The following is a 23,546-nucleotide window of genomic DNA, read 5'->3' as shown; positions in this document are numbered from 1 at the left end:
GAAGCGCGGAACCCATCCCGAGACGCAGGGCGCGCGGCCGAGCGCGCGGTCAGGCGCGCGGTCGACTCAGTGCGCCCCGAGGACGCGCTTGAGGTGTGCGTTGTCGAACACGCCCTCCGGATCCAGCCGTTCGCGCGCCGTGTGGAAATCGCCGAAGCGCGTGATGACGTGCTTGAACTCCTCCGCACGCACCGTGTGGAAGCTGCCCCAGTGCGGGAGGCCCCCAAGGCTCAGGAAGAGGTCCTCGGCAGCGGTGAAGATCGCGCGCGCGTCGAGCGTGGACGGCACGCGCACCGTGATGTTCCCGACAGCCCTGCCGTATGCGTTGGACAGGAACGCGTCGTCGGCAGCAGTCGTCGAGATGCGAACGGCGTAGGGGAGATTGAGGTGCGCTCGCTCGAGGGTCTCGTCGAGCGCCCGCAGCACCTCTGGGGTCTCGGCGATGGGGAACGAGTACTCGAGCGACGCGAAGCGCACCGGGGCGGGCTCCGCGAGTGCTCGCATGGGCCCCAGGGTCGACTCGCCGACCGGATGCACGCGGTTCGCGAGCTTGTTCACCGCGGGGGTGAGCAACGGCAGCGACTTCGACAGGCCGATGGCGAGCATCTCGCCGAGCGCGCCGAAGGATGCGGAACGGCGCGAGGGCGTCGGCTCGTCGGCGATCTCGCCGGATTCGCGGAACCCCTGCGTCACGAACACCTCATCGGTGTGCGGCCGCCAGCTCGCCGAGAAGTGGTCAGCGCCTGAGGCGAGCACAGCGAACTCGTCGACGAGTTCGCTCATGCGCATCTGCTCCTCCGAGGTGCGGATGCGGTAGCCGGGCACGATGCAGAACACGAGCTCCGTGAAGATGCCGAGCGCGCCGAGGCTGAGCTTCACCGAAGGCCACAGCTCGAGGTCCTGGTGGGCGCTCACCGTGACGAGCTCGCCGGTCCCGGAGACGAGCGTCGCGGAGACGAGCTGCGATGACAGACTCGCGAAACGAGCACCAGTGCCATGGCTGCCCGTGGCGATCGCGCCTCCGAGAGTCACGGCGGGGTTGTTCGGGATGTTCTGCAGCTGCCATCCGTAGGTCTCGAGCAGGGCCCCGGCCTCGGCGATCGTCGTGCCGGCACCGAACGACGCCTCATGGCTGTCGAGGTCGATCCAGTTCATGCCGCGGAGGCCTCGGGCGTCGAGGAGGATGTCCGGGGCCGCGGCCAGCGCATTCGAGGTGTGGCTCGCACCGACGGGACGCACGTGCCTGCCCCTGCTGTAGGCCTCGGCGACGACCTGCTGGACCTCGAGCGCAGTCCTGGGAGCAACGATGCTCGACGGGTTCGCGCGTGCGGTCCGCGGCCAGTTCGCCCAAAGTTCTCCGGGTGCAATCGTCACGGAATCCGCCTCCTCGTCGTCGGCGCGTTGCGCGCCAAGCCAGTGCATGCCCATTGTGCCAGCACCGCGCCTCCGAGAACGGCGGATCGGTGCCCTCCCAGCCCGAAGAGAGCCTCCCTCGAGGATGCAAGAAGGCCCGGTAGCTGGCGAGAGCTACCGGGCCTATCTCGTACACCCCCTCGGACTTGAACCGAGAACCCATTGATTAAGAGTCAATTGCTCTGCCAATTGAGCTAGAGGTGCGCGTCGTTCCGTTTCCGTGGCGACCAAGAGAGAATAGCACTGTTTTGAACTCGAAGTCCAATCGGCCGCGACATGCCACGATTGAGGCCATGACGACCTCCACTCCGACCCGCCTCGAGCCGGGCGCAGACGCTCCGGACTTCACCCTCACAGATCAGGACGGCAACGCCGTCTCCCTCTCCGACTACCGCGGCAAGCGCGTCATCCTCTACACGTACCCCGAGGCATTCACCCCTGGATGCACGGCTGAGGCGTGCGACTTCCGCGAGAGCGATGCCCCGCTTCGCGCCGCCGGGTACACGATCCTCGGCATCTCGTCGGACGACCCGGAGAAGCTGGCCGAGTTCCGCGACGCCGAGCACCTGGACTTCACGCTCCTGAGCGACGCCGACCACGCCGTGCAGACCGCCTACGGCGCCTACGGAGAGCGCAACAAGTACGGTCGCGTCGCCGTGGGCCCCATCCGCTCGACCTTCGTGATCGACGAGCACGGCAAGATCACCGAGGCCCTCTACAACGTTCGCGCCGCGGGCCACGTCGCCCGGATCCTGAAGCTGCTCGGGGTCTAGCCCCTCGCTTCCACCTCGTCGTCGTCGCGGCGCAGTGCACGGCCCGTCGCCGGATGCACGGCCGCGACGATGCCGAGCAGGCTGATGGCGACGAGCACCCAGCCGGCCCAGACGGCCAGATCGCCCTGGAGGAACACCCAGGCGACTGCCAGCTGCATGATCTGCCAGGTGATGGCAGCCCCGCGGACCCAGGCGCGCAGACGCAGCGTCGACACGGCCACGAGCGCAAGGAGCACGGCCCCCAGCAGCGCGAGCCCAGCAAGCGCAAGGGAGGAGGCGAGGAACCTGGCCTCCTGCGCGGCGGTCTCCACGACGAGGAACGCCGTCACGGCGGCGAGGATCACGGCCTCCACGCCGAGCACCCCGGCAAGCAGAACGACGGTGACCGGGCGCTTGGTCGTGCCTGGGCTCACGAATTACCCCTTGCCTGGAAAATGACGCTGTGGCAAAATCTTTCTCTAGGTAGAGATACCCGGAGGAATGCAAAATCGAGGCCAAGTCTATAGGCCAGTCACCGCATCCCGGGTTCACGAACTTCGCTCCCAGCGGAGCGTTTTTGTGCGCGAGGCGCACTCGATAAGGAGCACCACTGATGGATTGGCGCGATACTGCCGCCTGCTTGGACGCAGACCCCGAGCTCTTCTTCCCGGTCGGGAACACCGGCCCCGCTGTCGACCAGATCGACGCAGCGAAGGCCGTTTGCGCTTCCTGCAAGGTGACCGAGGTGTGCCTTCAGTACGCACTCGACACCGGTCAGGATTCCGGCGTCTGGGGAGGCCTCTCCGAAGACGAGCGACGTGCACTCAAGCGTCGCGCTGCACGAGCGCGACGCGCGTCCTGAGCAGCAGACAACCCGCGGCCTGACCGCGGATCGCCCGACGGGCGGCGTTCACGCGCCGCCCGTCTCGCGTTTCCAGCGGCTGGGGATGAGGAGCTTCACCTGCGTTCCCTCCCCCGGCTCGGAGTGCCATTCGATGGAGCCGCCGAGCTCGCCCTCAACCAAGGTGCGGACGATCTGCGTGCCGAGACCGGCGCCGATGCGTCCGGCGACGAATCCGGAGCCCGTATCCGCCACCGTGACGGAGAGCCCACCCGGCGTCTGCTCGGCCGTGACGGTGACCTCGCCTTCCTGCCCCGCGAGTCCGTGCTCGACAGAGTTCGTGACGAGTTCGGTGAGCGCAAGGGCCAGCGGCGTCGCGTACTCGCTGGGCAGCGTTCCGAATCGACCGCTGACGACCGGTCGGACAACCGTGTTCGAGGAAGCGGACACCTCGGTGATGAGCTTCATGACGCGGAGGAACACCTCGTCGAAGTCGACGGTCTGGGAGAAGCCACCGGAGAGCGTGTCGTGCACGACCGCGATCGAGGAGACCCGACGCATGGCCTGCGTCAGCGATTCCCTGGCCTCGTCGCTCCGCGAGCGTCGGGCCTGGATACGCAGGAGCGCCGCGACGGTCTGCAGGTTGTTCTTGACGCGGTGATGGATCTCCCTGATCGTGGCGTCCTTGGTGATGAGCTCCTGCTGCTGGTGCCTGACGTCTGTCGTGTCTCGGCAGAGCACGATGGCGCCCGTGCGCTCTCCGTGCGCCCTCAGCGGCAGCGCGCGCAGTGTGACGGTGATGTCTCGCGCTTCGACGTCGGTCATCCACGGCGCACGCCCCGTGACGACGAGCGGCAGCGCCTCGTCTACCGTGACGCGGCTCTTGTCGTGCACGAGCGCTGAGGCGACCTCCGAGAGCACTTCCCCCTCGAGCTCTCCCCCGAAGCCGAGCTTGTTCATGGCGCTGAGCGCGTTGGCGCTCGCGAACGTGACGACGCCGTCTCTGTCGAGCCTGATGAGTCCGTCCGATGCTCGCGGTGCGCCGCGGCGTGAGATCTGCGGGGCCTCCGGATCGGGGAAGGCTCCCTCTTCGATCATTGCGAAGATCTCGTCGGCGCAGTCGCGGAACGTCTCTTCCTGGCGGGTGATCGAGCGTGTGCTCCCCAGGTTCGTGTGACGCGTGATGACGGCGATGGGGTGCTGGCTGACTCCCTCACCCGGCAGACGGCAGAAGACGGGTGTCACGAGCAGCTGCGTCGGGATCTCGTCGAACCAGTCCGGCTCGGTCGACCGAACGGTGATGCCCTCCTCGTAGGACCTGCGCACGGCCATCGCCCACTGCTCCCGCACGGACTGGCCGATGAGGTCGCGGTAGAAGAGCGTCGGGGCGCTCGAGGGGCGCCCCTGTGCGACGGCGACGAAGTCGTCGTCCTTCGTGTGGACCCAGAGCACGACATCCGCGCACGAGAGGTCGGTGAGGAGCTGCCAGTCGGCGCTCAGCTGCAGGATCCACGACTGCTCAGCTTCACTGAGGGTTCCGCGGCGCTGGAGTTGCGATGAGAGACTCGACACTCGGTCAGCTTAGGAGTTCTGAGCTTGCAGTTCGCCGCGACCGCGCCAGAATCGACGAAACGCCGAAGTTCGTCGCCTGTTCTCACCCTTTGGCTGCCGGGTCTCGAGGTCACTGCCGGCTGGGGCCAGCAGCGTGTCCGAGACGTAGGCTCCGATCGCACGAGCGAACGCGGAGCGGGGGCTGGCGTACGAGACCGGCTCGCCGGCGAGCAGCGCACGGTCGCACGCCGCCTGGTCGAGTGGGATGAGCGCTTGCGCCTCGAGGCCCGCGAATCGCGAGAGGACGTGCCGGATCTGACCTGCGGCGCCCAGGCCGACCGCGTCAGCTCGCACTCGGTTCACGATGACATCCGTGGGTGTGTCGTCGACGAGGTCGACGAGGTTCGCGCGGGCGCGCAGGAATCTCTGGAGGCCAACCGCCTGCCCGTCCGCGACGGCGAGCACTCGGTCCGCAGCGGTGAGGGCGGTCAGGGTCGCGGCCGAACGACGAGGCGAGAACGCGTCGCTCGCGATCTCGTCGTCGCTCTCGAGACTGAAGCCGACGTCGACGACCACGAGGTCGGCGACCTCGCGGCACTTCTCGAGCACAGTTGCCACCCGATCCCTCGCGAGTTCCGGCCACCTCGCGGGATTCGCGATGCCGGTGAGCACCAGCAGTCCACCCCGGCCGAAGGACAGCGGCACCGCGATGCGCTCGATCTCGGCGACCGTGAGTCGTGCCGCGCCCGCCAAGCGGCAGGCAGCTGCGAAGCCCGGCGCCTCGTCGGTGATGCCCAGCATCGCCGCGAGCGAGCCGCCGTAGCTGTCGGCATCGATGAGCAGCACTCGCTGCCCCATCTCGGCGGCCTTGGACGCGACCGCTGCGGCCACGGTGGATGCGCCCGGAGCACCGTGCGGACCCCAGACCGCGAGCACGACGCCCCTGCCGTCTGCGCGTGCCCGTCGGAGCGGCAGTGCGGTCATGCCCCGCTCGTGCGCCACGGCGCGGGTGCCGACGCGCGTGGGCATTCTGGCCGCGCGTCTGCGCTCACGTCGCCCAGCTCCATCGCTCGTCGGGTGCTCGGGTTCGGACTCGGGCTCGGACTCGGGCTCGGGCTCGGGCTCGGCAGGGTCAGGTCGGTCCTCGTCCGAAGGCTGGAGGCCGACGGCCGGGGGCCTCGAGAATGCCACCGATCGCTGCGGAATCGGGCCGGTTGGCGTGGAGCGGGAGGAGTCGCCGGACGTTCTGGCGAGGAGCATCTCGATCTCGCTCCAGCTGACCGCCGCTTCGACGACCTCCGTCGCGGAGAGCGTCTCCGCGTTCCGACGTTCCAAGTCGCTCGAGACCACGACGATCACACGCGCGCCGAACCGGGCGCACGCCGCCAGGCTGCGCGGAGTCAGCGTCTCCGGCGCCCCTTGCAGCACCACGATCTCGGGTCGCAGCCGCTCGAGCGCCGTCGCGGCGGCGAGCCCACCGGAGACTCGATCGACGATGTCGTGTCCCGCCGCGATGATGCCCTCGAGGAGGCGGGCCTCGATCTCGAATTCGATGGCAAGCAGGATCCTCGACATGTCACTGCCCCTTCTCGCGGAAGACTGGGACGAGGGCCAGCCGCGAATCGTTGCTGATCGCCGCGAGCAGTGCGGGGATCTCGGCCTTCGGCAGCAGCAGCTCCACCCGGTCCGCCTGGCTCGCGGAAAGGGCCCCTTCCCTCGGGAGGATCTTCGCGACCGTCGCATTCGACGAGGTCAGCACTGGCGCGCCGTAGGTCCCGGGGGCTGACTCCTGGCTCGACCAGAGTTCCACCGCACTGCCAGCGCCCAGCTCCGTCGGCAGCCCGCCGGAGACTTCGACGACAACCGACGACCGGCTCGAATCAGCGTCCCCGAGGGCTGACCTCGGCAGGAGCTCACCAGCCTCGACCGCCTGGGTCACGAGGAACTCGCCCGTCGGCACCGTCTCCGTGCTCACGTACGCCTCCGCGCTCGGCCCGAGCACGACCTCGACGGCCACGAGGTCATCGACCGTGATCAGCTGCCCGGGTGCGATCGTCGTGGCGGCGGCGTAGGCAATTTCCGTTCGGTTCCCGGCGACGAGAACGCCGACGACACCGAGCACCGACGCGATGACGAGGAGTATTCCGAGGAAGAGCCTCGGGTCGACCCAGCGTCTCGGCTTGCGAGCCCTGCTCACGCTCATGCCACTCTTCCCTTCTTCGGTCGCCGCGAGGTGGCGACCCCGCCATCGTGGCGCAGCGCGAGAGAACCTGCAGAAGTTATCCACAACATGCGTCGATCCACGATCTGCGCGCGATAATCGAGGGCATGAACGCATCCGTTGACCCCCAGTCAATCGGCCGTTTCCTGACCCTCGCCGAAGTCTCCGAGATCCTCAACGTCACGATGGATGTGGCGACCGGTCTCGTGCAGAGCGGGGAGCTGCCCGCGATCCGTATCGGCGGCGTCGGCGAATGGCGAGTGGAACGGACGATGCTCGAGCAGTACATCGACGACCAGTACGAGTACCAGCGACGCGTCGCTGCACTCCGCCAGGGCGAGTTCGCAGACACCGGCGACTTCCTCGAGGCGAACGCGACACAGGATGACACGACCCCGCGCCTGCGGCCGTTGCCGTAGGCAGCCCGTCGCCGGCCCCGGACCGGTCAGTCGTCAGCGAGGATCACGAGACGCAGGTCGTCGAGCGGGATGATGCGGTACGCGACGACATCTCGCGATCTTCTGGCCACCCCGCGCTCGTGGACGGCGACATCGACGTGGTCGCGCGCGACCCGGTCGATGGTGCCCACGATCGTGCCGGTGGTCACCACGAACTCGCACTGCCGGCGACGCCGCCCGAGGTCCCGCAGCGCGAATGCGAGGCCGAGTCGCCCGGACAGGTCACCTGGACCGCTCGCGGCCGGTTCGCGCAGACTTGCGACGAGTTGCTCCTCAGTGAGCACCAGGGACGCGATACCCGCCGTCGGGACGATGCAGACGCGCGCCCGACCCGATTCCGCGAGCAGTTCGGCTGACAGCCAGTCGCTGCCGAACGCCTTCGGGCGCACGGCCACGAGGGAACCATCCGACAGCTGCAGGGAGATGGGCGCCGAACTGGCCTCCGCGAGCGCGACGAGACGCTCGCGCACGGTCAGTCGACCCACGCGAAGTCGCTCCTCGTCGACGGCGCGCCTGGCGGCCTCGTCGTCGAGCGCCCCCTGCAGCTCGCCCGCGAGGTCATCGAACAGATCGTCCCATCGCACCTCGACAGCGTAGAGTTCACGGCCCGTGCGACCGGAGTTATCCACAGGGGAGTTCACCCCTCGCGAGCACCGGGAACGACGTGGTTTCATGTCGCCAGGCGGTTCGGGGGGAATCGTCTGAGATCCGACGGGGGCAGTATGTCGCCAACGCGCAGCACCAGGGCGCTCCGCGCCATCGATGCGCCACAATCAACGCTTTCCGCGGCGGCGGGCGAACTCATCGACGCCGACCCGCTCTTCGTCCGGGAACGCACGGCCGCGAGCGACCTTCCCGATGCAGCTCCACTGGTCTCGAATCTGGCCCGAAGCGTCGTCGAGGTCATCTCCGGGGTCCGCGACATCGAGCAGCTGTCCAGGTGGGTGACCGACGACGTCTACCGTCACCTGCTCATTCGCACGCAGCACGCAGCACGAGCGAGGCAGGCGCGACGGCGTCCAACTCGCCGGCCGAACTTCGTCGAGCTGAGCGTGCGCATTCAGGCGACGACGGAGAACATCGTCGATGCCGTCGTCGTCCTCGACTTCGGTGCGCGGGTGAGAGCCGTGACCGTGCGCCTCGAGGGTCTCGACCGGCGCTGGCGGGCATCCGCCATCCACGTCCTCTGAACCGCCCAGCGCGACGAGAACGCCTCGGCGGACGTGCCACCACGAGTGGTGGCGCGTCCGCCGAGGCGTCTGCTCTGCTCCCGGGAGCTGGCCGCTACTTCTTGCGGCGTCGCTGCGCGCGGTTGCCCGCGGGCTGGCCACCAGGCTTCGACGTCGCGCCCTTGCCGAACGAGCTGCCTGCGGCCGGGCTGTCGCCGTCAGACGGGGACGCCTGCTCGGCCGCCTGCCGCTTCGCGGGGTTCCCCGAACGCGAGGCTGGCTGGCGCGAGCGTGTTGCCTGCTGTGTGCTGGCCACCGGCGCTGCCGGCTCCTCACCGGCCTCGCCGCGAGCCTGGTCGAGCGCGGAGGAGGTGCCGAGGTCCCGCTCGCGGCGCTTGGCCTCCGCAGTCGCCCGCTGGTTGAGCTGACCGCGCTCGTTGCGCACCTCGACCTCACCCTGGTCGGTAGCTGCCGAGTAGCTGAGCGCGGTCTGCGCCTTCTCGTCGAGCCCCTTCGCGACGATCTGCACGTCGGGCGTCTCGCTGGCGGACGGCGTCTCGTCCTTCTTGACCGTGACCTCGAGGTTGTAGAGGAAGCCGACGGATTCCTCGCGGATGCTGCCGAGCATCTGCTGGAACATCGCGAAGCCCTCGCGGGTGTACTCGACGAGCGGGTCACGCTGCGCCATGGCGCGGAGGCCGATGCCGTCCTTGAGGTTGTCCATCTCGTAGAGGTGGTCGCGCCACTTCCGGTCGATGACGCTCAGCACGACGCGTCGCTCGAGCTCGCGGGTGGCCTCCGTGCCGATCGATGCTTCGCGGCGCTCGTAGGCGTGGCGTGCATCGGAGAGGACCTCCTCCTCGAGGAGCTTCCGCGTGAGCTTGCTGCGCCCACCCGCTTCCTCGAAGAGCTCCTCCTCGGTGATGCCGACCGGGTACAGCTGCTTGAGGTCTGTCCAGAGGGCATCGAATTCCCAGTCGTCGCCCGTGCCATCTCCCGTGTGCTCCTGGATGATGTCGTCGATCGCGTCGGTGAGGAAGTTCTGCACCTTGTCGGCGATGTCGTCGCCTTCGAGGATGCGGCGGCGGTCGCTGTAGATCGCTGTGCGCTGCTCGTTGAGCACGTTGTCGTACTTGAGCACGTTCTTGCGGATCTCCGCGTTGCGCGACTCGACCTGCGACTGCGCCGAGCGGATGGCGCGCGAGACGATGCGCGACTCGAGTGCGAGATCGTCTGGCGTGCCGTCGCCTGCCATGATCGCGCGGGTCGCACCGGTGTTGAAGAGGCGCATGAGGTCGTCCGTCATGGACAGGTAGAAGCGGCTCTCGCCCGGGTCCCCCTGACGTCCGGAGCGTCCACGCAGCTGGTTGTCGATTCGACGCGACTCGTGGCGCTCGGTGCCGAGCACGTAGAGGCCGCCCGCTTCCGCGACTGCGTCGGCCTCGCCCTTGACCTGCTCCTTCATGGCGGAGAAGACCTCGAGCCACTTCTCGTCGTACTCGTCGGCGTTCTCCTGCGGGTCGAGGCCGAGGGCGGTCATCTCGGCGACCGCGAGGAACTCGGCGTTACCGCCGAGCATGATGTCGGTTCCGCGACCGGCCATGTTCGTGGCGACCGTGACCGCGCCCTTGCGACCAGCCTGAGCGACGATCGCGGCCTCGCGCGCGTGGTTCTTCGCGTTGAGCACCTCGTGCTTGATTCCGCGTTTCGCCAAGAGCTTCGAGAGGTACTCGCTCTTCTCGACGCTGGTCGTGCCGACGAGCACGGGCTGTCCGGTCTCGTGCCGCTCGACGATGTCCTCGACGACCTGGTCGAACTTGACCTTCTCGTTCTTGTAGACGAGGTCGGGGTTGTCCTTGCGCTGCATCGGACGGTTCGTGCGGATGGGCACCACACCGAGTTTGTAGGTGCTCATGAACTCGGCCGCTTCGGTCTCGGCCGTACCGGTCATGCCCGCGAGCTTGTCGTACATGAGGAAGTAGTTCTGCAGGGTGACCGTGGCCATCGTCTGGTTCTCGGCCTTGATCTGCACCCCTTCCTTCGCCTCGATCGCCTGGTGCAGGCCCTCGTTGTATCGGCGCCCCTTGAGGATGCGGCCCGTGTGCTCGTCGACGATGTTGACCTCGCCGTTCTGCACGACGTATTCCTTGTCGCGCTTGAAGAGCGCCTTCGCCTTGATGGCGTTGTTCAGGAAGGAGATGAGCGGCGTGTTCGCCGACTCGTACAGGTTGTCGATGCCGAGGGCGTCCTCGACGCGGTCGATGCCGGGCTCCAGGACGCCGATCGTGCGCTTCTTCTCGTCGACCTCGTAGTCGCGACCTTCCTTGAGCTTGCGCACGATGGAGGCGAACTCCGAGTACCAGCGGTTCGCGTCGCCCTGAGCGGGGCCGGAGATGATGAGCGGTGTGCGAGCTTCGTCGATGAGGATGGAGTCGACCTCGTCCACGATGGCGAAGAAGTGCTCGCGCTGAACCATGTCCTCGGCACGCCAGGCCATGTTGTCGCGGAGGTAGTCGAAGCCGAACTCGTTGTTCGTGCCGTAGGTGACGTCGGCCGCGTACTGCTCGCGGCGCTCAGCGGGCGACTGGCCGGAGACGATGCAGCCCGTGGTCATGCCGAGGGCGCGGAACACGCGGCCCATGAGGTCGGACTGGTAGCTCGCGAGGAAGTCGTTGACCGTGACGACGTGCACGCCCTTGCCCGCGATGGCATTGAGGTAGGCGGGCAGCGTCGCGACGAGGGTCTTGCCCTCACCGGTCTTCATCTCCGCGATGTTGCCGAGGTGCAGGGCGGCCCCACCCATGAGCTGCACGTCGTAGTGGCGGAGACCGAGCACACGCCCCGCGGCCTCGCGGACGGCGCCGAACGCCTCCGGCAGGAGTGCGTCGAGCGACTCCCCCGCTTCGTGCCGCTCGCGGAAGGATGCGGTGATGTCGCGCAGCTCATCGTCGCTGTACTCCTTGAAGGCGTCCTCGAGGCGTCCGACCTGCTTGGCGATGCTCTCGAGCTTGCGAAGGGTGCGCCCTTCGCCCATGCGGAGAATCTTCTCGAGAACTGAGGCCAAGGTCTGCTCCTACTGGTTGACGCAAGCGGCGCGAGAGCGCGCTGAGAGGCACAGCCCATGCTGTGCATATTCGTTGATTCTACGCACCTCGCCCCGACCGATGCTGGACGCATCGACCGGGGCGAGGCTGAGCGAGCTGGGCTCAGGAGACGGGAACCTCGTTCTCGTCGAGCGCGATGACGCCGTAGTCCCAGCCGCGCCGGCGGTACACGACGCTCGGGCGGAGCGACTCGCTCTCGATGAAGAGGAAGAAGTCGTGGCCGAGGAGCTCCATGTGATCGACGGCTTCGTCGTTGCTGAGGCGCTTCGGGGCGAACGTCTTCTCGCGGATCACGACGGGCGAGTAGAGCTCGTCCAGCTGCTCTTCTTCCGCAGCGATCTCCGAGGCGGTGCCGCCGTTCTCGACGAGCCTGATCGTGTCCGTGTCAGCGGGAACCACATCGATCTGCGAGAAGTTGTCTGCGGCCGCCTCTTGGAGCCGGAGGGGGGTGTGCTGTCCGCGGTGGATCTTCTTGCGGTCCTTGTTGCGACGGAGGCGCTCGACGAGCTTGTCGAGCGCGAGATCGAAGGCTGCGTACTTGTCACCGGCTTCGGCTTCTGCGCGGATGAGCGGGCCTGGGCCGAAGAGCGTGATCTCGACCTTGCCCTTGTCGAGCAGATTGCCCGCGCGGTCCGTGCGCTTAGTCAGCTTGATTTCAGCCGCCTGCGTCTTGCCATCGAGCAACGAGACCTTGGCGAGCGCTTTCTCCGTGGCGTACTCGCGGAAACGGTCCGGGATCTCGGTGTTGCGACCGGTGATCGTGATTTCCATGTCACTCTCCTGTCGTTCTGCACGAGGCCGAGGTGTCACTGCCTCGTGATGCTGTGCCGCAATCGTAGACCCCTATTCACCCGGTGTTATCTGCGACTTCGCAGGCATGCCGTACCCTCCGCGCGTGTCGAGTTCGGCTCACGGGTGATGCGGTGCTCTCCGCCTGGTCTCCGCGATGACAGCGCAGCCGACGACCACCGCCCCAACGGCTTCCAGTGCGCGCACCGATTCCCTGATCGTCGCGCCGCTCGTGACGACGTCGTCGACCAGGACGACCCGCGCACCGGCGAGCCTGGGGTCAGCGACGTAGGCGTCCTCGAGGTTCGCTGCCCTGGCGTGCTGGGAGAGCCCCGCCTGATCGCGGACCCGCCGGGTGATGCGGAGCCCGTCGACGCCGCGCGTCCCGGGCACCGCAGCCTCCCAGAGCATGGCGAGGTGGGCGTACCCGCGCACACGACGAGACTTCGGCGAGGAGGGCGCGAGCACCGGAACCCACGCGGGTTGCGGTCCGGTCGTGGATGCGGGGGCTCGCGTGGACTCCGCCAGTGCGCTGATCGCGCTCCGCAGAAGGAGGCCGAGCGGGCGGGCCGCGTCCGTCCTCCCACGTTCCTTGAGCGCCGCGATGAGCGCCTTGGTCGGTCCTTCATAGTCGGACGCGGCGATGACCGGGATGCGGCTGCCGTCGACGGCGACGACGGGCAGCTCGCACGCCCGGACGAACGTGTCGCGCGCGAGGTGCTCAGCGCACCGCCGGCACAGGGCCCGATCGACGGCTCCGCACGCGGCGCATGTGACCGGCAGGACCACCGCGAGCGCGTCGAGCGCATCCGCACGCAGCCGCTCGAGCCACGTGCGCAGAAGCGCGACCTGCATCGACGGCGGCGACATCCTGCCAGCTTGCCTCAGCCTGGTCCGCGGTCTCCCCCGGCGACTGAGACTGTGGAGAACCGCCTCAGCGCATCCGTCACACCTGCGTCAGGATGAAGTCGACGACGGCGTCCGACTGCTGCCACCTGTTGCCCTTCGGCACGTAGATGTGGTGGTCCTTGTCAAGCACTCGCAGCCCGGCAGGGGTGTTGCTTCCCGTGATCTGCTGCCCGTCGAGCACCGCACCGTTGACGCTGACCGTGCCGCCGACCGTCTGTGTCCGGACCTCGGCGGTCCCCTCGCTGCCAACCGCGAGGACGGCGAGCGACGTCTCGTCGACCCAGGCGAGGTCGACCGGCGAGGCTCCGCCCGGTTCGAGGACGAGCGGGACACCGAGCGCCACTGGTCGATTCGTGCTCGGCTCACGCTCGATCGCCATGACGGCGACGCGCACCCCGACGGAGCTGTTCTCGAGCACGGCCAGCCTCGCGCCGTCGCGCGACACGGCGATGGCCCGGTACCCGGTGGCTCCCACGTTCTCCGCGGGCTCGAGCCAGCTGTGCTGGCGGTCCTCGACGTCGGTCGCGCGGAGCCCGGGCCCGTCCGTGCTCCCCGTCCAGGTGTATCCCCAGCTGTCCAGGCTCATGGCCAACGGACCCGGCCGCGCGTCCACGAGCAGGGGTTCAGGATCGGAGATGGGCGTCGTGAAGACGCCGTTCGGGGTCACGAAGGATGCGACGTCGCCGTCGGCGGAGTAGGCGCCCTTCTGCGGGCTGAGCGAGGCGAGCGCACCCTGCAGGGCCGCCGTCTCTGGCGATGCCGTGACGTTGACGCCGCCGAGGAAGCCGAGCTCGCCGCTCTTGTACACGAGCGGCGTGCTCGTCACCTGGCGGTTGACCACGACCTCATCCTCCGGAGGAAGCTCCTGGTCGATGGGGACACCCGTGATCGACATGGTGACGCTCGTGATCGCCTCGAAGTCCGCGAAGCTCTCGGTGAGCTGCAGGAGCATCCGCGAGTACTGGTCGGGTGAGGTCGAGGAGAGACTCGACGAGAAGTCGACGTCGGCGACATCCCCTTCGACGGTGACCGCCCCCAGCAGTGAGACACCGGACGGGATGGCGCTGACGACGTTGCCCTCGGCGAGCCAGGGGGCTGGGCCGTTCACGAGCGCGCGGGCGATCCGCGTCAGCGCTGTCTGCTGCGCGTCGAACCAGCGCACGTCCGGCACGAGCCGCGAGAGGGTGTCGTCGTAGAAGTAGAGCGTGTAGCTCTTGAAGAGGCTGCGGAAGTTCTGGCTGAGAAGCACGATGCCCGGTGGGGCCTCCGTGATCCTCCACTCGCCGGCGGAGTCCTGGGCGAGCGTGAACTCGAGGCGTTCCGTCGTTCCGCTCTTCAGCTCGCTGTAGAGGCCTTCCGAGTCGACGCTCGCCGAGGACTTGTAGCTGGCTTGGATGCTGTCCGGCCCCGCATCGACCACGTCCGGCACGGATGCCGTGATGAGGATGCGCGCGTTCGGGTCCCACTCCTGTCGGTACGAGTCCGCGAGGTACTCTCTCGCGACCTCGTAGTCGTTCTGCGTTCCGGTTCCCGCGTCGAGGAACCCCTCGACGATCTCCTCGCGGCTCATCCCGTCGCGGGGGGCGTCAGGGAAGAAGCTGTAGGACTGGTCGCTCTCCTGCTGCTCGGACTCTCCGGCCAGGACCTGGCCGGAGGTCGGGATGCGGGCGCATCCGGCGAGCACGAGCACGGCGAGGATCACGATCGCGGCGGTCGCGCTCCGCGCGGCGCGACGTCGGTACGCTGCTCGTGTCACTTCGGGTCCTCCTGGTCCTGATCGCGGCTCGCGCCGGCGTTGCCGCTGTCCAGGCCATCGTCGTGGTCGCTGCTGGGAAGCGACGGCACGGAGTCGGGGGCCGAGCTCGTCACGACGACCGCCTCGGCGTCGTCCCAGGGTGCTGGTGCCTGCGTCGGCTCGTCCAGGGAGGCGGTCTCGATGACGTCCATCGAGTTCGTGGGGGCCGAGGAGACGATCGGCTCCGCGTTCGAGGAGCGCATGCCGACGAGGTCAGGGAGCTCGATGGGCTGCGTGTCGACGTCCTCGTCGGTGAACGCCTCGGAGGACACGTCCTCCTGCTCGATCGTGATGGTCGCGGCCCCGGCGTCACCCGGCTCGAGTGGGAGCGGCGACCCCATGATCTTGCCACCCACGAACCGCGGGAGCGTGAGCCGGAAGTTCGTCCCCTTGCCGGGCTCGGACCACACCTCGAGGCGTCCTTCGTGCAGGCGGACGTCCTCGAGCGAGATCGCGAGCCCGAGCCCCGACCCGCCCATCGTGCGCTTGCGGGACGGATCAGCGCGCCAGAACCGGTCGAAGACCCTCGTCCGCTCCGCCTCGGTCATGCCGATGCCGTAGTCGCGCACCGAGAGGGCGACCGCCGACTCGTTGGAATCGACAGAGACCACGATGGGCTTGGCCTCCCCGTGCTCGATGGCGTTCCCGAGGAGATTGCGCACGACCCGGTTGATGCGACGTGCGTCGAATTCCGACTCGCCGTATCCGCCTGGTGCCTTGAGGACGAGGCGTGTGCCGTGGTCGAGCGCGACCGGGGTCATGGCCCCGATGACGTCGTCGGCGACCGTCGCGAGGCTGTTCGATTCGCGCAGGATCTCCACCGCGCCCGCGTCGTACCTCGAGATCTCGAGGAGATCGGCGAGGAGGATCTCGAACCGCTCGATCTGGTCGTGCAGCAGCTCGACCGAGCGAGCCGTGACGGTGTCGAAGTCATCACGTCGGTCGAAGAGCATCCCACCGGCGAGACGGATGGTCGTGAGCGGCGTCCGCAGCTCGTGCGAGACGTCCGAGACGAAGCGCTGCTGCACCTGGGACAGGTTCGCGAGCCGCTCGATCTGGTCCTGCAGGCTGTCCGCCATCTCGTTGAACGATCTCGCCAGCGTGGCGATGTCGTCCTCGCCGGACTCTGGGACACGCTGCTCGAGGTGGCCGGCGGCGAGGCGTCGGCTCGTCTTCGCCGCCTCGCGGATGGGCTGGATGACGGCGCGCATGACGAATCCCGTGATGACGGCGACGAGCAGGACCAGCACGATCATGGCGACGACGAGGGTGCGCTGCACGAAGTCGAGCGTCTGCTGGGTCTCCTCCATCGAGTACACGAAGTACATCTCGTACTGGCCGAGGTTCTGCACGGTGACGGTTGAGCCGATGACGATGCCGGGGACGACGTTGCCGAGCTCGTCGACGAGCGCGATCGACTGATAGTGCGTCTGCGGGGAGGTCGACGCGGCACCGGTCGCGGTCGTGTCCGCCCCTGCGCTGACCGCTTCCTTCAGCTCATCGGAGACGAGGTCTGCGGACACGGGTCCCTTCGCGAGTGCTCGCAGCTCGTTCGACTGCTCACCCGTCCCTGACCCGCTCTGCATGAAGATGACGCCGTAGCTGTTCGCCGCGGAGTCCTGCGCCGCATCCACTGCGACGGTCTGCAGCGTCTCCAGGGCCGCGCTGTCCGTCTCCTCGCCCGACGCGAAGACGGTCTGGGCCGCCGTCACGGCACGCTCGGTCTCGGAGACGAGCGGCCGAAGCCTCGAGTTGAAGAGGTCGCTCGCGATCGAGTTCGACATGACGAAACCGACCGAGAGCACCGTCGCGGTCGTCAGCGCGACCGAGAGCGCGATCGTTCGGAATGGCAGCGACGTGCGCCAGAGGAACACGAGGTTCCGCCACACGCCGCGGGCGGACCGCCACCGGTAGGGGACGCGGATGCCCTCCGTGTCGACGTCTGAGGACCGAGGAGAGGTGGAGGTCGCGCGCGGTATCACTGCGCTCACGTCAGGAGAATGCGGTGGTGTTCCCAGCGCGGTAGCCCACGCCGCGAACCGTCGCCACGATCTTCGGATGGTCCGGGTCGTGCTCGACCTTCGCGCGCAGGCGCTGCACGTGCACGTTCACGAGTCGCGTATCCGCCTTGTACTGGTAGCCCCAGACCTGCTCGAGGAGCTCCTCGCGCGTGAAGACCTTCTGCGGCTTCGCCGCGAGGGTCAGGAGCAGGTCGAACTCGAGAGGCGTCAGGTTGATCTGCTCGTCGCCTCGCAGGACCTCGTGCGCGTTCACGTTCAGGGTCAGGTCGCCGACGCGGATGATGCTCTGCACCTCCGGCTGGCTGGCGCGAAGTCGCGTCTTGATGCGTGCGACGAGCTCCTTCGGGTTGAACGGCTTGACGATGTAGTCGTCGGCACCGGCCTCGAGGCCGCGCACCACGTCGGTCGTGTCCGACTTCGCGGTGAGCATGATGATCGGGGTCCCGGATTCGGCGCGCAGCAGGTGGCAGATCTGGATGCCGTCGAGCCCAGGGAGCATGACGTCGAGCAGCACGAGCTCCGGCTTGACCCGACGGAACTCGCCGAGGGCAGCCGCGCCGTCACCGCAGAACTCCGGTTCGTAGCCCTCAGCTCTGAGCACGATGCCGATCATCTCCGAGAGCGCGAGGTCGTCATCGACCACGAGGATGCGTTCGCCCACAGAACCCTCCCTGTTCCAGAACCCGCACGAGACCGGGCGGTTCCCTCAGCGTAGCGGGCGTAGCCTCCTCAGAGGCTCAACCCAGAGAGCGCGGCGAGCAGTATGCCACGATGGGCGGGTGACGCATGGCCCATACGAGCACGCACCAGAGCCCAACCACGCGTATCCGCCGCCACCCGGAGCGCCGTCGAGCGGCGGGTTCGAGCAGGGAGCCCAGTGGCCCGCGCCGCAGCCTGCCCCCGGCTCGTCGAACTGGCAGTACGGCCCTCCGCCGGAATCCGGGTACGGGCAGCGGCCCGGTGGTCAGTGGATGCCGGCCCCGACTCCTGGCCTGTTCCCGTTGCGTCCACTCGCGTTCGGGGATGCGCTCGCCGCCACCTTCCGGCTCTTCCGCACGTCCCACAAGACGACCCTCGGCAGCGCCGTCATCGTCATGGGCGCGACCACGCTCTTCGCGAGTCTCCTTCCGGTGGTCGTCGGCATGCTCATGTTCACGCGCATCCCATTCGGCGGAAGCCAGGAGGACATCACGCCGATGCTGGTGTCCTCCATCACGCTGACCTCGCTCGCCGCGCTCTTCGGCTTGGCCATCGCCGGCGTCGGCTCGGCGCTCCTGCAGGGCATTCTCGTGCGCGTCGTCGCACGCGGGGCGATCGGCGAGAAGCTCGGCTTCAAGGAAGCCTGGCGCGCCGGGTGGCGCGGCATCTGGCGCCTCATCGGCTATGCGCTGATCGTCGGCGTCGGCTCGCTCCTCCTCATCGCCATCGGCTGGCTGCTCATCCCGTTCATCCTGTTCATGGTCCTCTCTGGCTCAGGAGCAGACGAGGCGACGATGGCCGGTTCCATCGGTCTCGGCGTGATCTTCACGCTGCTGCTGGGCGGCGCGACGGTCGTCCTCATGGTGTGGGTGGGCATCAAGATCATGTTCGCTCCGAGTGCCATCGTGCTCGAGGGGCTCGGGCCCATCGCGGCCATCCGGCGCAGCTGGGGTCTCTCCCACGGCAACTTCTGGCGGGTGCTCGGCATCGTGGTCGTCATCCAGGTGATCCTGAACTTCGCGACGGGGGCGGTCTCGACGGTCGCGCAACTGGCCGTCAGCATGGGCCAGGTCATCCTCACGCCGCTCGGCACCGGGCAGTCGACGGAACCGCAGGCCGGCACGATCGTCGCCTTCGCAGTCATCCTGCTGCTCACCTCAGCGCTGCAGGTCCTGCTCGGGGCGATCGTCCTCGTGCTCACCAGCGGAAACGCCACGATCCTGTACTTCGATCTGCGGATGCGGAAGGAAGGGCTCGGCGTGACCCTCCAGCGGTACGCGGAGCAGTCGTCAGCTGGCGCGGAGATCACCGACGCCGACTTCGATGTGCAGCGGGAGCAGCACCCGGCGCCCATGACCGCTCCGGGATACGCGCGCTGATGGGCTTTGGCCCCTGGGCCGGCTCCGGAGAGCCCCCTCTGGAGATCGATGAGGACCGAGCCCGAGACCTGCTGCAGGGCGAGCTCGCCAAGAGCGAGTACACGCAGGCCTCGCCGACCTGGCTCGACCTGTGGATCGATGACTTCTGGAACTGGGTCAACGACATCCTGCAGCCCATCGACGGCGTTCCCGGTGGGCTCTCGCCGATCGCGCTCGTGCTCGGCGCGATCGTCGTCCTCGCCGTCATCGCGTTGCTCGTGGGTCGCCCGATCCTCGTCCAGCGCGCGAGGCGCAGGTCGGCGCTCTCACCTGATCTGTTCGACGGTGACGAGCGCTCCGCGCAGGAGCTGCGGGCCTCCGCCGCCGCCGCGGGGGCACGGGGTGACTTCGAGACTGCCGTGATCGAGCAGTTCAGGGCGCTCGCGCGGGCCGTGCATGACCGCACCGTGATCGCACTGAGCCCCGGCATGACCGCGACGGCCGTCGCTGAGACGACGACCTCTGCGTTTCCGGGGCAGGCGCCCGGGCTGCACCGAGCTGCCCGGTCGTTCAACGCGGCCAGATACCTGGGCCTCGGCGCATCAGAGGACGACTGGCTCGCGTTGCGCGAGGTCGATTCGGCGCTGCAGGCGGCCAAGCCGGTGGCGCTCACCTCGTTCTCGGGTCGCGCCTCATGAGCCTCACGCAGGAAGCGACGCCGACGATCGCAGAGCGTTTGAGGCGAGCACGTCCGTGGCTCCTCATCGCCGTAGGCGCCGTCGTGATCGCCGTGACCAGCGCGCTCATCGCGGGCGGTGTCGCGAGCGCCAACTCCCCCTATCTCGGTGTCGACTCCGCACGCCCCAATGGGGCGAAAGCCGTGTTCACCGTGCTCGGCGAGCAGGGAGTTCAGACGAGCAGCGCGGAGAGCATCGATGACGCCCGGTCGCGGCTCCAGGACGCCGAGGGGGAGACGACGTTGGTCGTGCACGACCGCGACGGCATCGCGGTCGATGAGCTGGCGGCTCAGATCGCTGACCTGGACGCGGACAGGGTTGTCCTGCTCGCTCCGAGCCGCGGCCTCCTCGAAGCCTTCGGCGGGGCGATCACGGTCGGTGGGGTCGGGGCCGCGGGTGAAGCGGGCGATGTCGTCGAGGCGGGCGCGGAATGCGCTGCGCCCCTCTCCGAGCTGGCACCCGAGATCTCGCAGCGAGGAGCTCGGCTCTATCAGCTCGACGACGCTGCCGCGGGCGGCAGCGCCTGCTACGCCGAGTCGGAGCGATTCGCCTACGTCGAGACGACGCTTGCCTCGGGGACGACGCTTTCCGCGCTGGGGGCGACGGACAACCTGAGCAACGGCGACGTGCTGAGCTCCGCGAACGCGGCCATGGGGCTCGCGGTGCTTGGACAGACCCAGTCGCTCGTCTGGTACACGCCTGGAATCTCGGACGCGGAGGCCGTCTTCGGCGTCGAGCCCTCACTCGATGCGTTCGTGCCGCCTTGGCTGACGCCGAGCATCCTGATCGCCCTCGCCACGCTGCTCGCGGTCATGGTCTGGCGCGGTCGCCGCTTCGGGCCGCTCGTCGAGGAGCGCCTGCCGGTGATCGTCGAGGCGTCGGAGACCATGCACGGCCGCGGACGGCTCTACGCCCAGCAGCGCGCGCGTCTGCGCGCGCTCGACAACCTCCGCATCGGCACGACCACCCGGCTCGCGAAGTCGCTCGGGCTGGCCAAAGCCAGCAGCGTGCAGGAGATCATCACCTCGAGCGCGGCCATCCTCGGCGCGAACCGAGCAGCCATCGCCTGGACCCTCCTTGACGCCGTCCCCGGCAGCGAGGCCGAGCTGCTCGACCTCAGCCAGGCCCTGCTGACCCTGGAACGAGCGGTCGCCGAAGCGGCTGACCCCGGCCGCGGTCCCGTCAGCACGGGCCCCAGCACCACCGATCAGAGTTCCACCGCCGAGAAATCCGGAGGCCAGTATGAGCACCGATGTCCGTGAAGCACTGCAGCGAGTCAGAGGCGAGGTCGCCAAGGCCGTCGTCGGACAGGAGCGAGCGGTTGACGGTCTCCTCGTCGCCCTGCTCGCCGGCGGTCACGCCCTGCTCGAGGGCATTCCAGGGGTCGGCAAGACCCTCCTCGTGCGGACCCTGAGCGAGACGCTGTCGCTCGACACGAAGCGCGTGCAGTTCACGCCAGACCTCATGCCAGGTGACATCACGGGCTCACTGGTCTACGACGCTGCCGCTGGCGAGTTCGAGTTCCGCGAGGGCCCGGTGTTCACGAACATCCTGCTCGCCGATGAGATCAACCGCACGCCGCCGAAGACCCAGTCGGCCCTGCTCGAGGCGATGGAGGAACGTCAGGTGTCCGCGGACGGGGTGACGCGCGCGCTCCCCTCCCCCTTCCTCGTCGCCGCGACCATGAACCCCATCGAGTACGAGGGCACGTACACCCTCCCGGAGGCTCAGCTCGACCGCTTCCTTCTGAAGCTCGTGCTCGAGCTGCCGTCTCGAGACGCCGAGTTCGAGGTGCTGCGCCGGCATGCCGCGGGGTTCTCTCCCCGGGACCTGCGCGCCGCAGGGGTGCGAAGCGCGCTCACGGCCGAGGAGCTCAGGCGCGCTCAGGCCGAGGCGGCGGCTGTCGATGTCCGGGCGGACGTGCTCGCGTACATCGTCGATATCGCTCGGGCCACCCGCCAGTCGCCGTCCGTTCGCATGGGCGTCTCTCCTCGCGGGGCGACCGCCCTCATGTCGGCGAGCAAGGCATTCGCGTACCTCAGCGGGTACCAGGCGGTGACGCCCGACCACGTGCAGGCGATGTCGCTTCCGGTGCTTCGGCACCGACTGCAGCTTCGACCGGAAGCCGAGCTCGAGGGGGTCGGCGCGGACGCGATCCTCCGCTCGATCCTCGCGCAGGTCCAGGTACCCATCTGATCCGGCAGCTGCGGGTGCTCGTCGAAGTTGCAGGTCTGAAGGGAAGCGTGAGCGCATGGTGGTGAGCGGACGTCTGGTGCTCCTGACTGCGGTCGGCGCGGTCCCAGTGGTGATCTTCGGGCAGACAGCGGAGTCTGCGTACGTGACGCTCGCGATCTGGCTGCTCTTCGTTCTCCTGACGTCGATTGCAGACGTCTTGCTCGCCAGCGCCCCGCGCCAGGTCGAGATCGAGCGTGACCTGCCCGCTCGAGTACGGCTGGGGGAACACGCCGTGAGCAGGGTCGCGATCACGAACCGGGGATCGCGCACGCTCCGGCTCCAGGTCAGGGACGGCTGGGAGCCGACCGCGGGTGCAACGCAGCAGCGACCCAAGCTCGATGTGCCGTCCGGCGAGCGACGTGTGGCGGAGTTCCCGCTTCGTCCTTCGCGTCGCGGCGACCGGAGGTCCGAGCTCGTCACCCTCAGGAGCTGGGGGCCCATGGGCTTGGCTGCCCGGCAGGTGAGCCTCGCCGACCGCGGCGTGCTCCGGGTGCTGCCCCCGTTCAATTCGCGCAAGCATCTGCCGTCGCGTCTCGCGCGGCTGCGGGAGCTGGATGGGGCGACGCGTCTCATGGTTCGCGGGCAGGGGACCGAGTTCGATTCGCTGCGCGAGTATGTCCGAGGGGATGACGTCCGTTCGATCGATTGGCGCGCCACGGCTCGGCGCCAGGACCTCGTCGTGCGAACGTGGCGCCCGGAGCGCGACCGCCGTGTGGTCATCGTCATCGATACCGGACGCACCTCTGCGGCCCGTGTTGCCGATGAGACGCGTTTGGATACGGCGATCGAGTCGGCGCTGCTGCTGGCGGCGCTTGCGACTCGTGCTGGCGATCGGGTGGACGTGGTGGCCTGGGACCGCCGTGTGCGCGCACGCATCCAGGGCGTCTCCGGTGCCGAGCTGCTGAGCCGCATGGTCGAGTCCCTCGCGGATGTGGAGCCTGAGCTGATCGCCACGGACTGGCGGGCGATCCCCGGCCTCGTGCGCGGTGTGACGACGCATCGGTCGCTTGTCGTGATCCTCTCGACGCTCGAGACGGGTGGCACGCTCGAACCGGTGATCGCCGCTCTGCCGCAGCTGGCGAGCAAGCACGTGGTGGTGCTCGGGTCGGTGCTGAATCCGGATGTGCACGAGGTGGCGCTCCGCCGGGATACCCGCGAGCAGACGTACGCGGCCTCGGCCGCCGAGCGGGCCTTGCTGGATCAGGAGCGGGTCCGCCAGACGGTTCGTCGTCTTGGCGGGGACACGGTCACGGGTACCCCGTCGGCGCTGCCTCCTGCGATCGCCGACCACTACATCGAGCTGAAGGCGACTGGTCGACTGTAGGCAACGGGGGGGTTTTCGGGCAACAAAAAAGCCGGGGTTGGTGGGCGAGGAGCATCTCTGCTCACTCACCAACCAACCCCGGCTCATGAAGAAGTCCGGCGGTGACCTACTCTCCCACAGGGTCCCCCCTGCAGTACCATCGGCGCTGAGAGTCTTAGCTTCCGGGTTCG

General features: G+C 68.3%; 21 protein-coding genes, 1 tRNA gene and 1 rRNA gene. 9 read left to right on the top strand and 14 right to left on the bottom strand.

All coding sequences use genetic code 11. The features are described from left to right. Window positions 1-66: 66 nt before the first annotated feature. Both C5B97_RS05185 and C5B97_RS05180 read right to left on the bottom strand, forming a co-directional pair. Window positions 67-1,374 (bottom strand): D-arabinono-1,4-lactone oxidase, encoded by a 1,308-nt coding sequence (locus tag C5B97_RS05185; protein WP_181026908.1) that lies wholly within the window; start codon window positions 1,372-1,374, stop codon window positions 67-69. Window positions 1,375-1,544: 170 nt separating this feature from the next. After that, window positions 1,545-1,617 (bottom strand) — tRNA-Lys (locus C5B97_RS05180). A gap of 89 nt (window positions 1,618-1,706) precedes the next feature. Between C5B97_RS05180 and bcp the strand changes: the two genes are divergently transcribed. Further along, a complete protein-coding gene (gene bcp / locus C5B97_RS05175; RefSeq protein ID WP_104311074.1) occupies window positions 1,707-2,186 on the top strand; it encodes a thioredoxin-dependent thiol peroxidase in 480 nt (159 codons plus the stop codon). On the opposite strand, the gene C5B97_RS05170 is transcribed toward bcp, so the two are convergent. Further along, a complete protein-coding gene (locus C5B97_RS05170) occupies window positions 2,183-2,599 on the bottom strand; it encodes a hypothetical protein (RefSeq protein ID WP_104311073.1) in 417 nt (138 codons plus the stop codon). The two genes, bcp and C5B97_RS05170, sit on opposite strands and share 4 nt — an antisense overlap. Window positions 2,600-2,778: 179 nt before the next feature. Here C5B97_RS05170 and C5B97_RS05165 point away from each other — a divergent pair, with 179 nt between their 5' ends. After that, entirely contained in the window at window positions 2,779-3,027 is a 249-nt protein-coding gene (locus C5B97_RS05165) for a WhiB family transcriptional regulator (protein WP_068476994.1), read from the top strand. A 48-nt stretch (window positions 3,028-3,075) separates the two neighbouring features. Here C5B97_RS05165 and C5B97_RS05160 read toward each other — a convergent pair whose 3' ends face one another. Genes C5B97_RS05160 through C5B97_RS17880 form a run of 3 tightly spaced genes read right to left on the bottom strand, consistent with a single transcriptional unit; the run spans window position 3,076 to window position 6,760 of the window. Then, complete coding sequence (locus C5B97_RS05160; RefSeq protein ID WP_104252331.1) at window positions 3,076-4,578, bottom strand: sensor histidine kinase; 1,503 nt, start codon at window positions 4,576-4,578, stop codon at window positions 3,076-3,078. A gap of 9 nt (window positions 4,579-4,587) precedes the next feature. After that, window positions 4,588-6,132 (bottom strand): septum formation inhibitor-activating ATPase, encoded by a 1,545-nt coding sequence (locus C5B97_RS05155; RefSeq protein WP_104311072.1) that lies wholly within the window; start codon window positions 6,130-6,132, stop codon window positions 4,588-4,590. 1 nt (window position 6,133) lies between these two features. After that, window positions 6,134-6,760, bottom strand: a complete 627-nt coding sequence (locus C5B97_RS17880; protein ID WP_104311071.1) for a hypothetical protein — start codon at window positions 6,758-6,760, stop codon at window positions 6,134-6,136. Between the two features lie 125 nt (window positions 6,761-6,885). On the opposite strand from C5B97_RS17880, the gene C5B97_RS18310 reads away from it, so the two are divergent. Further along, window positions 6,886-7,197, top strand: a complete 312-nt coding sequence (locus tag C5B97_RS18310) for a helix-turn-helix domain-containing protein (protein WP_146080730.1) — start codon at window positions 6,886-6,888, stop codon at window positions 7,195-7,197. 26 nt (window positions 7,198-7,223) lie between these two features. Here the strand turns inward: C5B97_RS18310 and C5B97_RS05140 are convergent, their stop codons facing one another. Further along, a complete protein-coding gene (locus C5B97_RS05140) occupies window positions 7,224-7,820 on the bottom strand; it encodes a hypothetical protein (RefSeq protein WP_146080729.1) in 597 nt (198 codons plus the stop codon). 138 nt (window positions 7,821-7,958) lie between these two features. On the opposite strand from C5B97_RS05140, the gene C5B97_RS05135 reads away from it, so the two are divergent. Then, window positions 7,959-8,426: an Rv3235 family protein gene (locus C5B97_RS05135; protein WP_104311069.1), complete on the top strand. Its 468-nt coding sequence runs from the start codon at window positions 7,959-7,961 to the stop codon at window positions 8,424-8,426. A gap of 94 nt (window positions 8,427-8,520) precedes the next feature. On the opposite strand, the gene secA is transcribed toward C5B97_RS05135, so the two are convergent. The 6 genes from secA to mtrA form a co-directional block, all read right to left on the bottom strand. Next, window positions 8,521-11,469 carry a preprotein translocase subunit SecA gene (secA, locus tag C5B97_RS05130; protein WP_104311068.1) on the bottom strand — a complete coding sequence of 983 codons (2,949 nt, stop codon included), beginning with the start codon at window positions 11,467-11,469 and terminating at the stop codon, window positions 8,521-8,523. Between the two features lie 142 nt (window positions 11,470-11,611). Next, window positions 11,612-12,280 (bottom strand): ribosome-associated translation inhibitor RaiA, encoded by a 669-nt coding sequence (raiA, locus tag C5B97_RS05125; protein ID WP_104252325.1) that lies wholly within the window; start codon window positions 12,278-12,280, stop codon window positions 11,612-11,614. A 138-nt stretch (window positions 12,281-12,418) separates the two neighbouring features. Next, window positions 12,419-13,168 carry a ComF family protein gene (locus C5B97_RS05120; RefSeq protein ID WP_104311067.1) on the bottom strand — a complete coding sequence of 250 codons (750 nt, stop codon included), beginning with the start codon at window positions 13,166-13,168 and terminating at the stop codon, window positions 12,419-12,421. Window positions 13,169-13,244: 76 nt separating this feature from the next. Continuing rightward, entirely contained in the window at window positions 13,245-14,963 is a 1,719-nt protein-coding gene (locus C5B97_RS05115; RefSeq protein ID WP_104311066.1) for an LpqB family beta-propeller domain-containing protein, read from the bottom strand. After that, window positions 14,960-16,993 carry an MtrAB system histidine kinase MtrB gene (gene mtrB / locus C5B97_RS05110; RefSeq protein ID WP_258067981.1) on the bottom strand — a complete coding sequence of 678 codons (2,034 nt, stop codon included), beginning with the start codon at window positions 16,991-16,993 and terminating at the stop codon, window positions 14,960-14,962. Before mtrB ends, C5B97_RS05115 begins: the two co-directional genes overlap by 4 nt. A 1-nt stretch (window position 16,994) precedes the next feature. Beyond that, window positions 16,995-17,684, bottom strand: a complete 690-nt coding sequence (gene mtrA / locus C5B97_RS05105; RefSeq protein ID WP_104252322.1) for an MtrAB system response regulator MtrA — start codon at window positions 17,682-17,684, stop codon at window positions 16,995-16,997. 118 nt (window positions 17,685-17,802) lie between these two features. On the opposite strand from mtrA, the gene C5B97_RS05100 reads away from it, so the two are divergent. The 5 genes from C5B97_RS05100 to C5B97_RS05080 are packed head-to-tail and all read left to right on the top strand — an operon-like array spanning window position 17,803 to window position 23,376. After that, window positions 17,803-19,101, top strand: a complete 1,299-nt coding sequence (locus C5B97_RS05100; protein ID WP_146080728.1) for a hypothetical protein — start codon at window positions 17,803-17,805, stop codon at window positions 19,099-19,101. Next, complete coding sequence (locus C5B97_RS05095) at window positions 19,101-19,778, top strand: DUF4129 domain-containing protein (protein WP_104311064.1); 678 nt, start codon at window positions 19,101-19,103, stop codon at window positions 19,776-19,778. Before C5B97_RS05100 ends, C5B97_RS05095 begins: the two co-directional genes overlap by 1 nt. Next, the gene (locus C5B97_RS05090) at window positions 19,775-21,079 is read left to right on the top strand and encodes a DUF4350 domain-containing protein (protein ID WP_104311063.1); all 1,305 of its coding nucleotides are present in this window, start codon (window positions 19,775-19,777) and stop codon (window positions 21,077-21,079) included. The genes C5B97_RS05095 and C5B97_RS05090 overlap by 4 nt, the downstream gene beginning before the upstream one ends. Continuing rightward, window positions 21,060-22,013 (top strand): MoxR family ATPase, encoded by a 954-nt coding sequence (locus tag C5B97_RS05085; protein ID WP_104252318.1) that lies wholly within the window; start codon window positions 21,060-21,062, stop codon window positions 22,011-22,013. Before C5B97_RS05090 ends, C5B97_RS05085 begins: the two co-directional genes overlap by 20 nt. Window positions 22,014-22,068: 55 nt before the next feature. Then, window positions 22,069-23,376, top strand: coding sequence for a DUF58 domain-containing protein (locus C5B97_RS05080; RefSeq protein WP_104311062.1), 1,308 nt, complete (start codon window positions 22,069-22,071; stop codon window positions 23,374-23,376). Between the two features lie 93 nt (window positions 23,377-23,469). On the opposite strand, the gene rrf is transcribed toward C5B97_RS05080, so the two are convergent. Continuing rightward, window positions 23,470-23,546, bottom strand: a 5S ribosomal RNA gene (gene rrf, locus C5B97_RS05075); the annotation flags it as partial.

The organism is Pseudoclavibacter sp. RFBB5 (genome assembly GCF_002931555.1).
GTDB lineage: Bacteria > Actinomycetota > Actinomycetes > Actinomycetales > Microbacteriaceae > Pseudoclavibacter.
The sequence above is the reverse complement of the archived record's forward strand: the minus strand, read 5'-3'. Positions and strand labels throughout refer to the sequence as shown.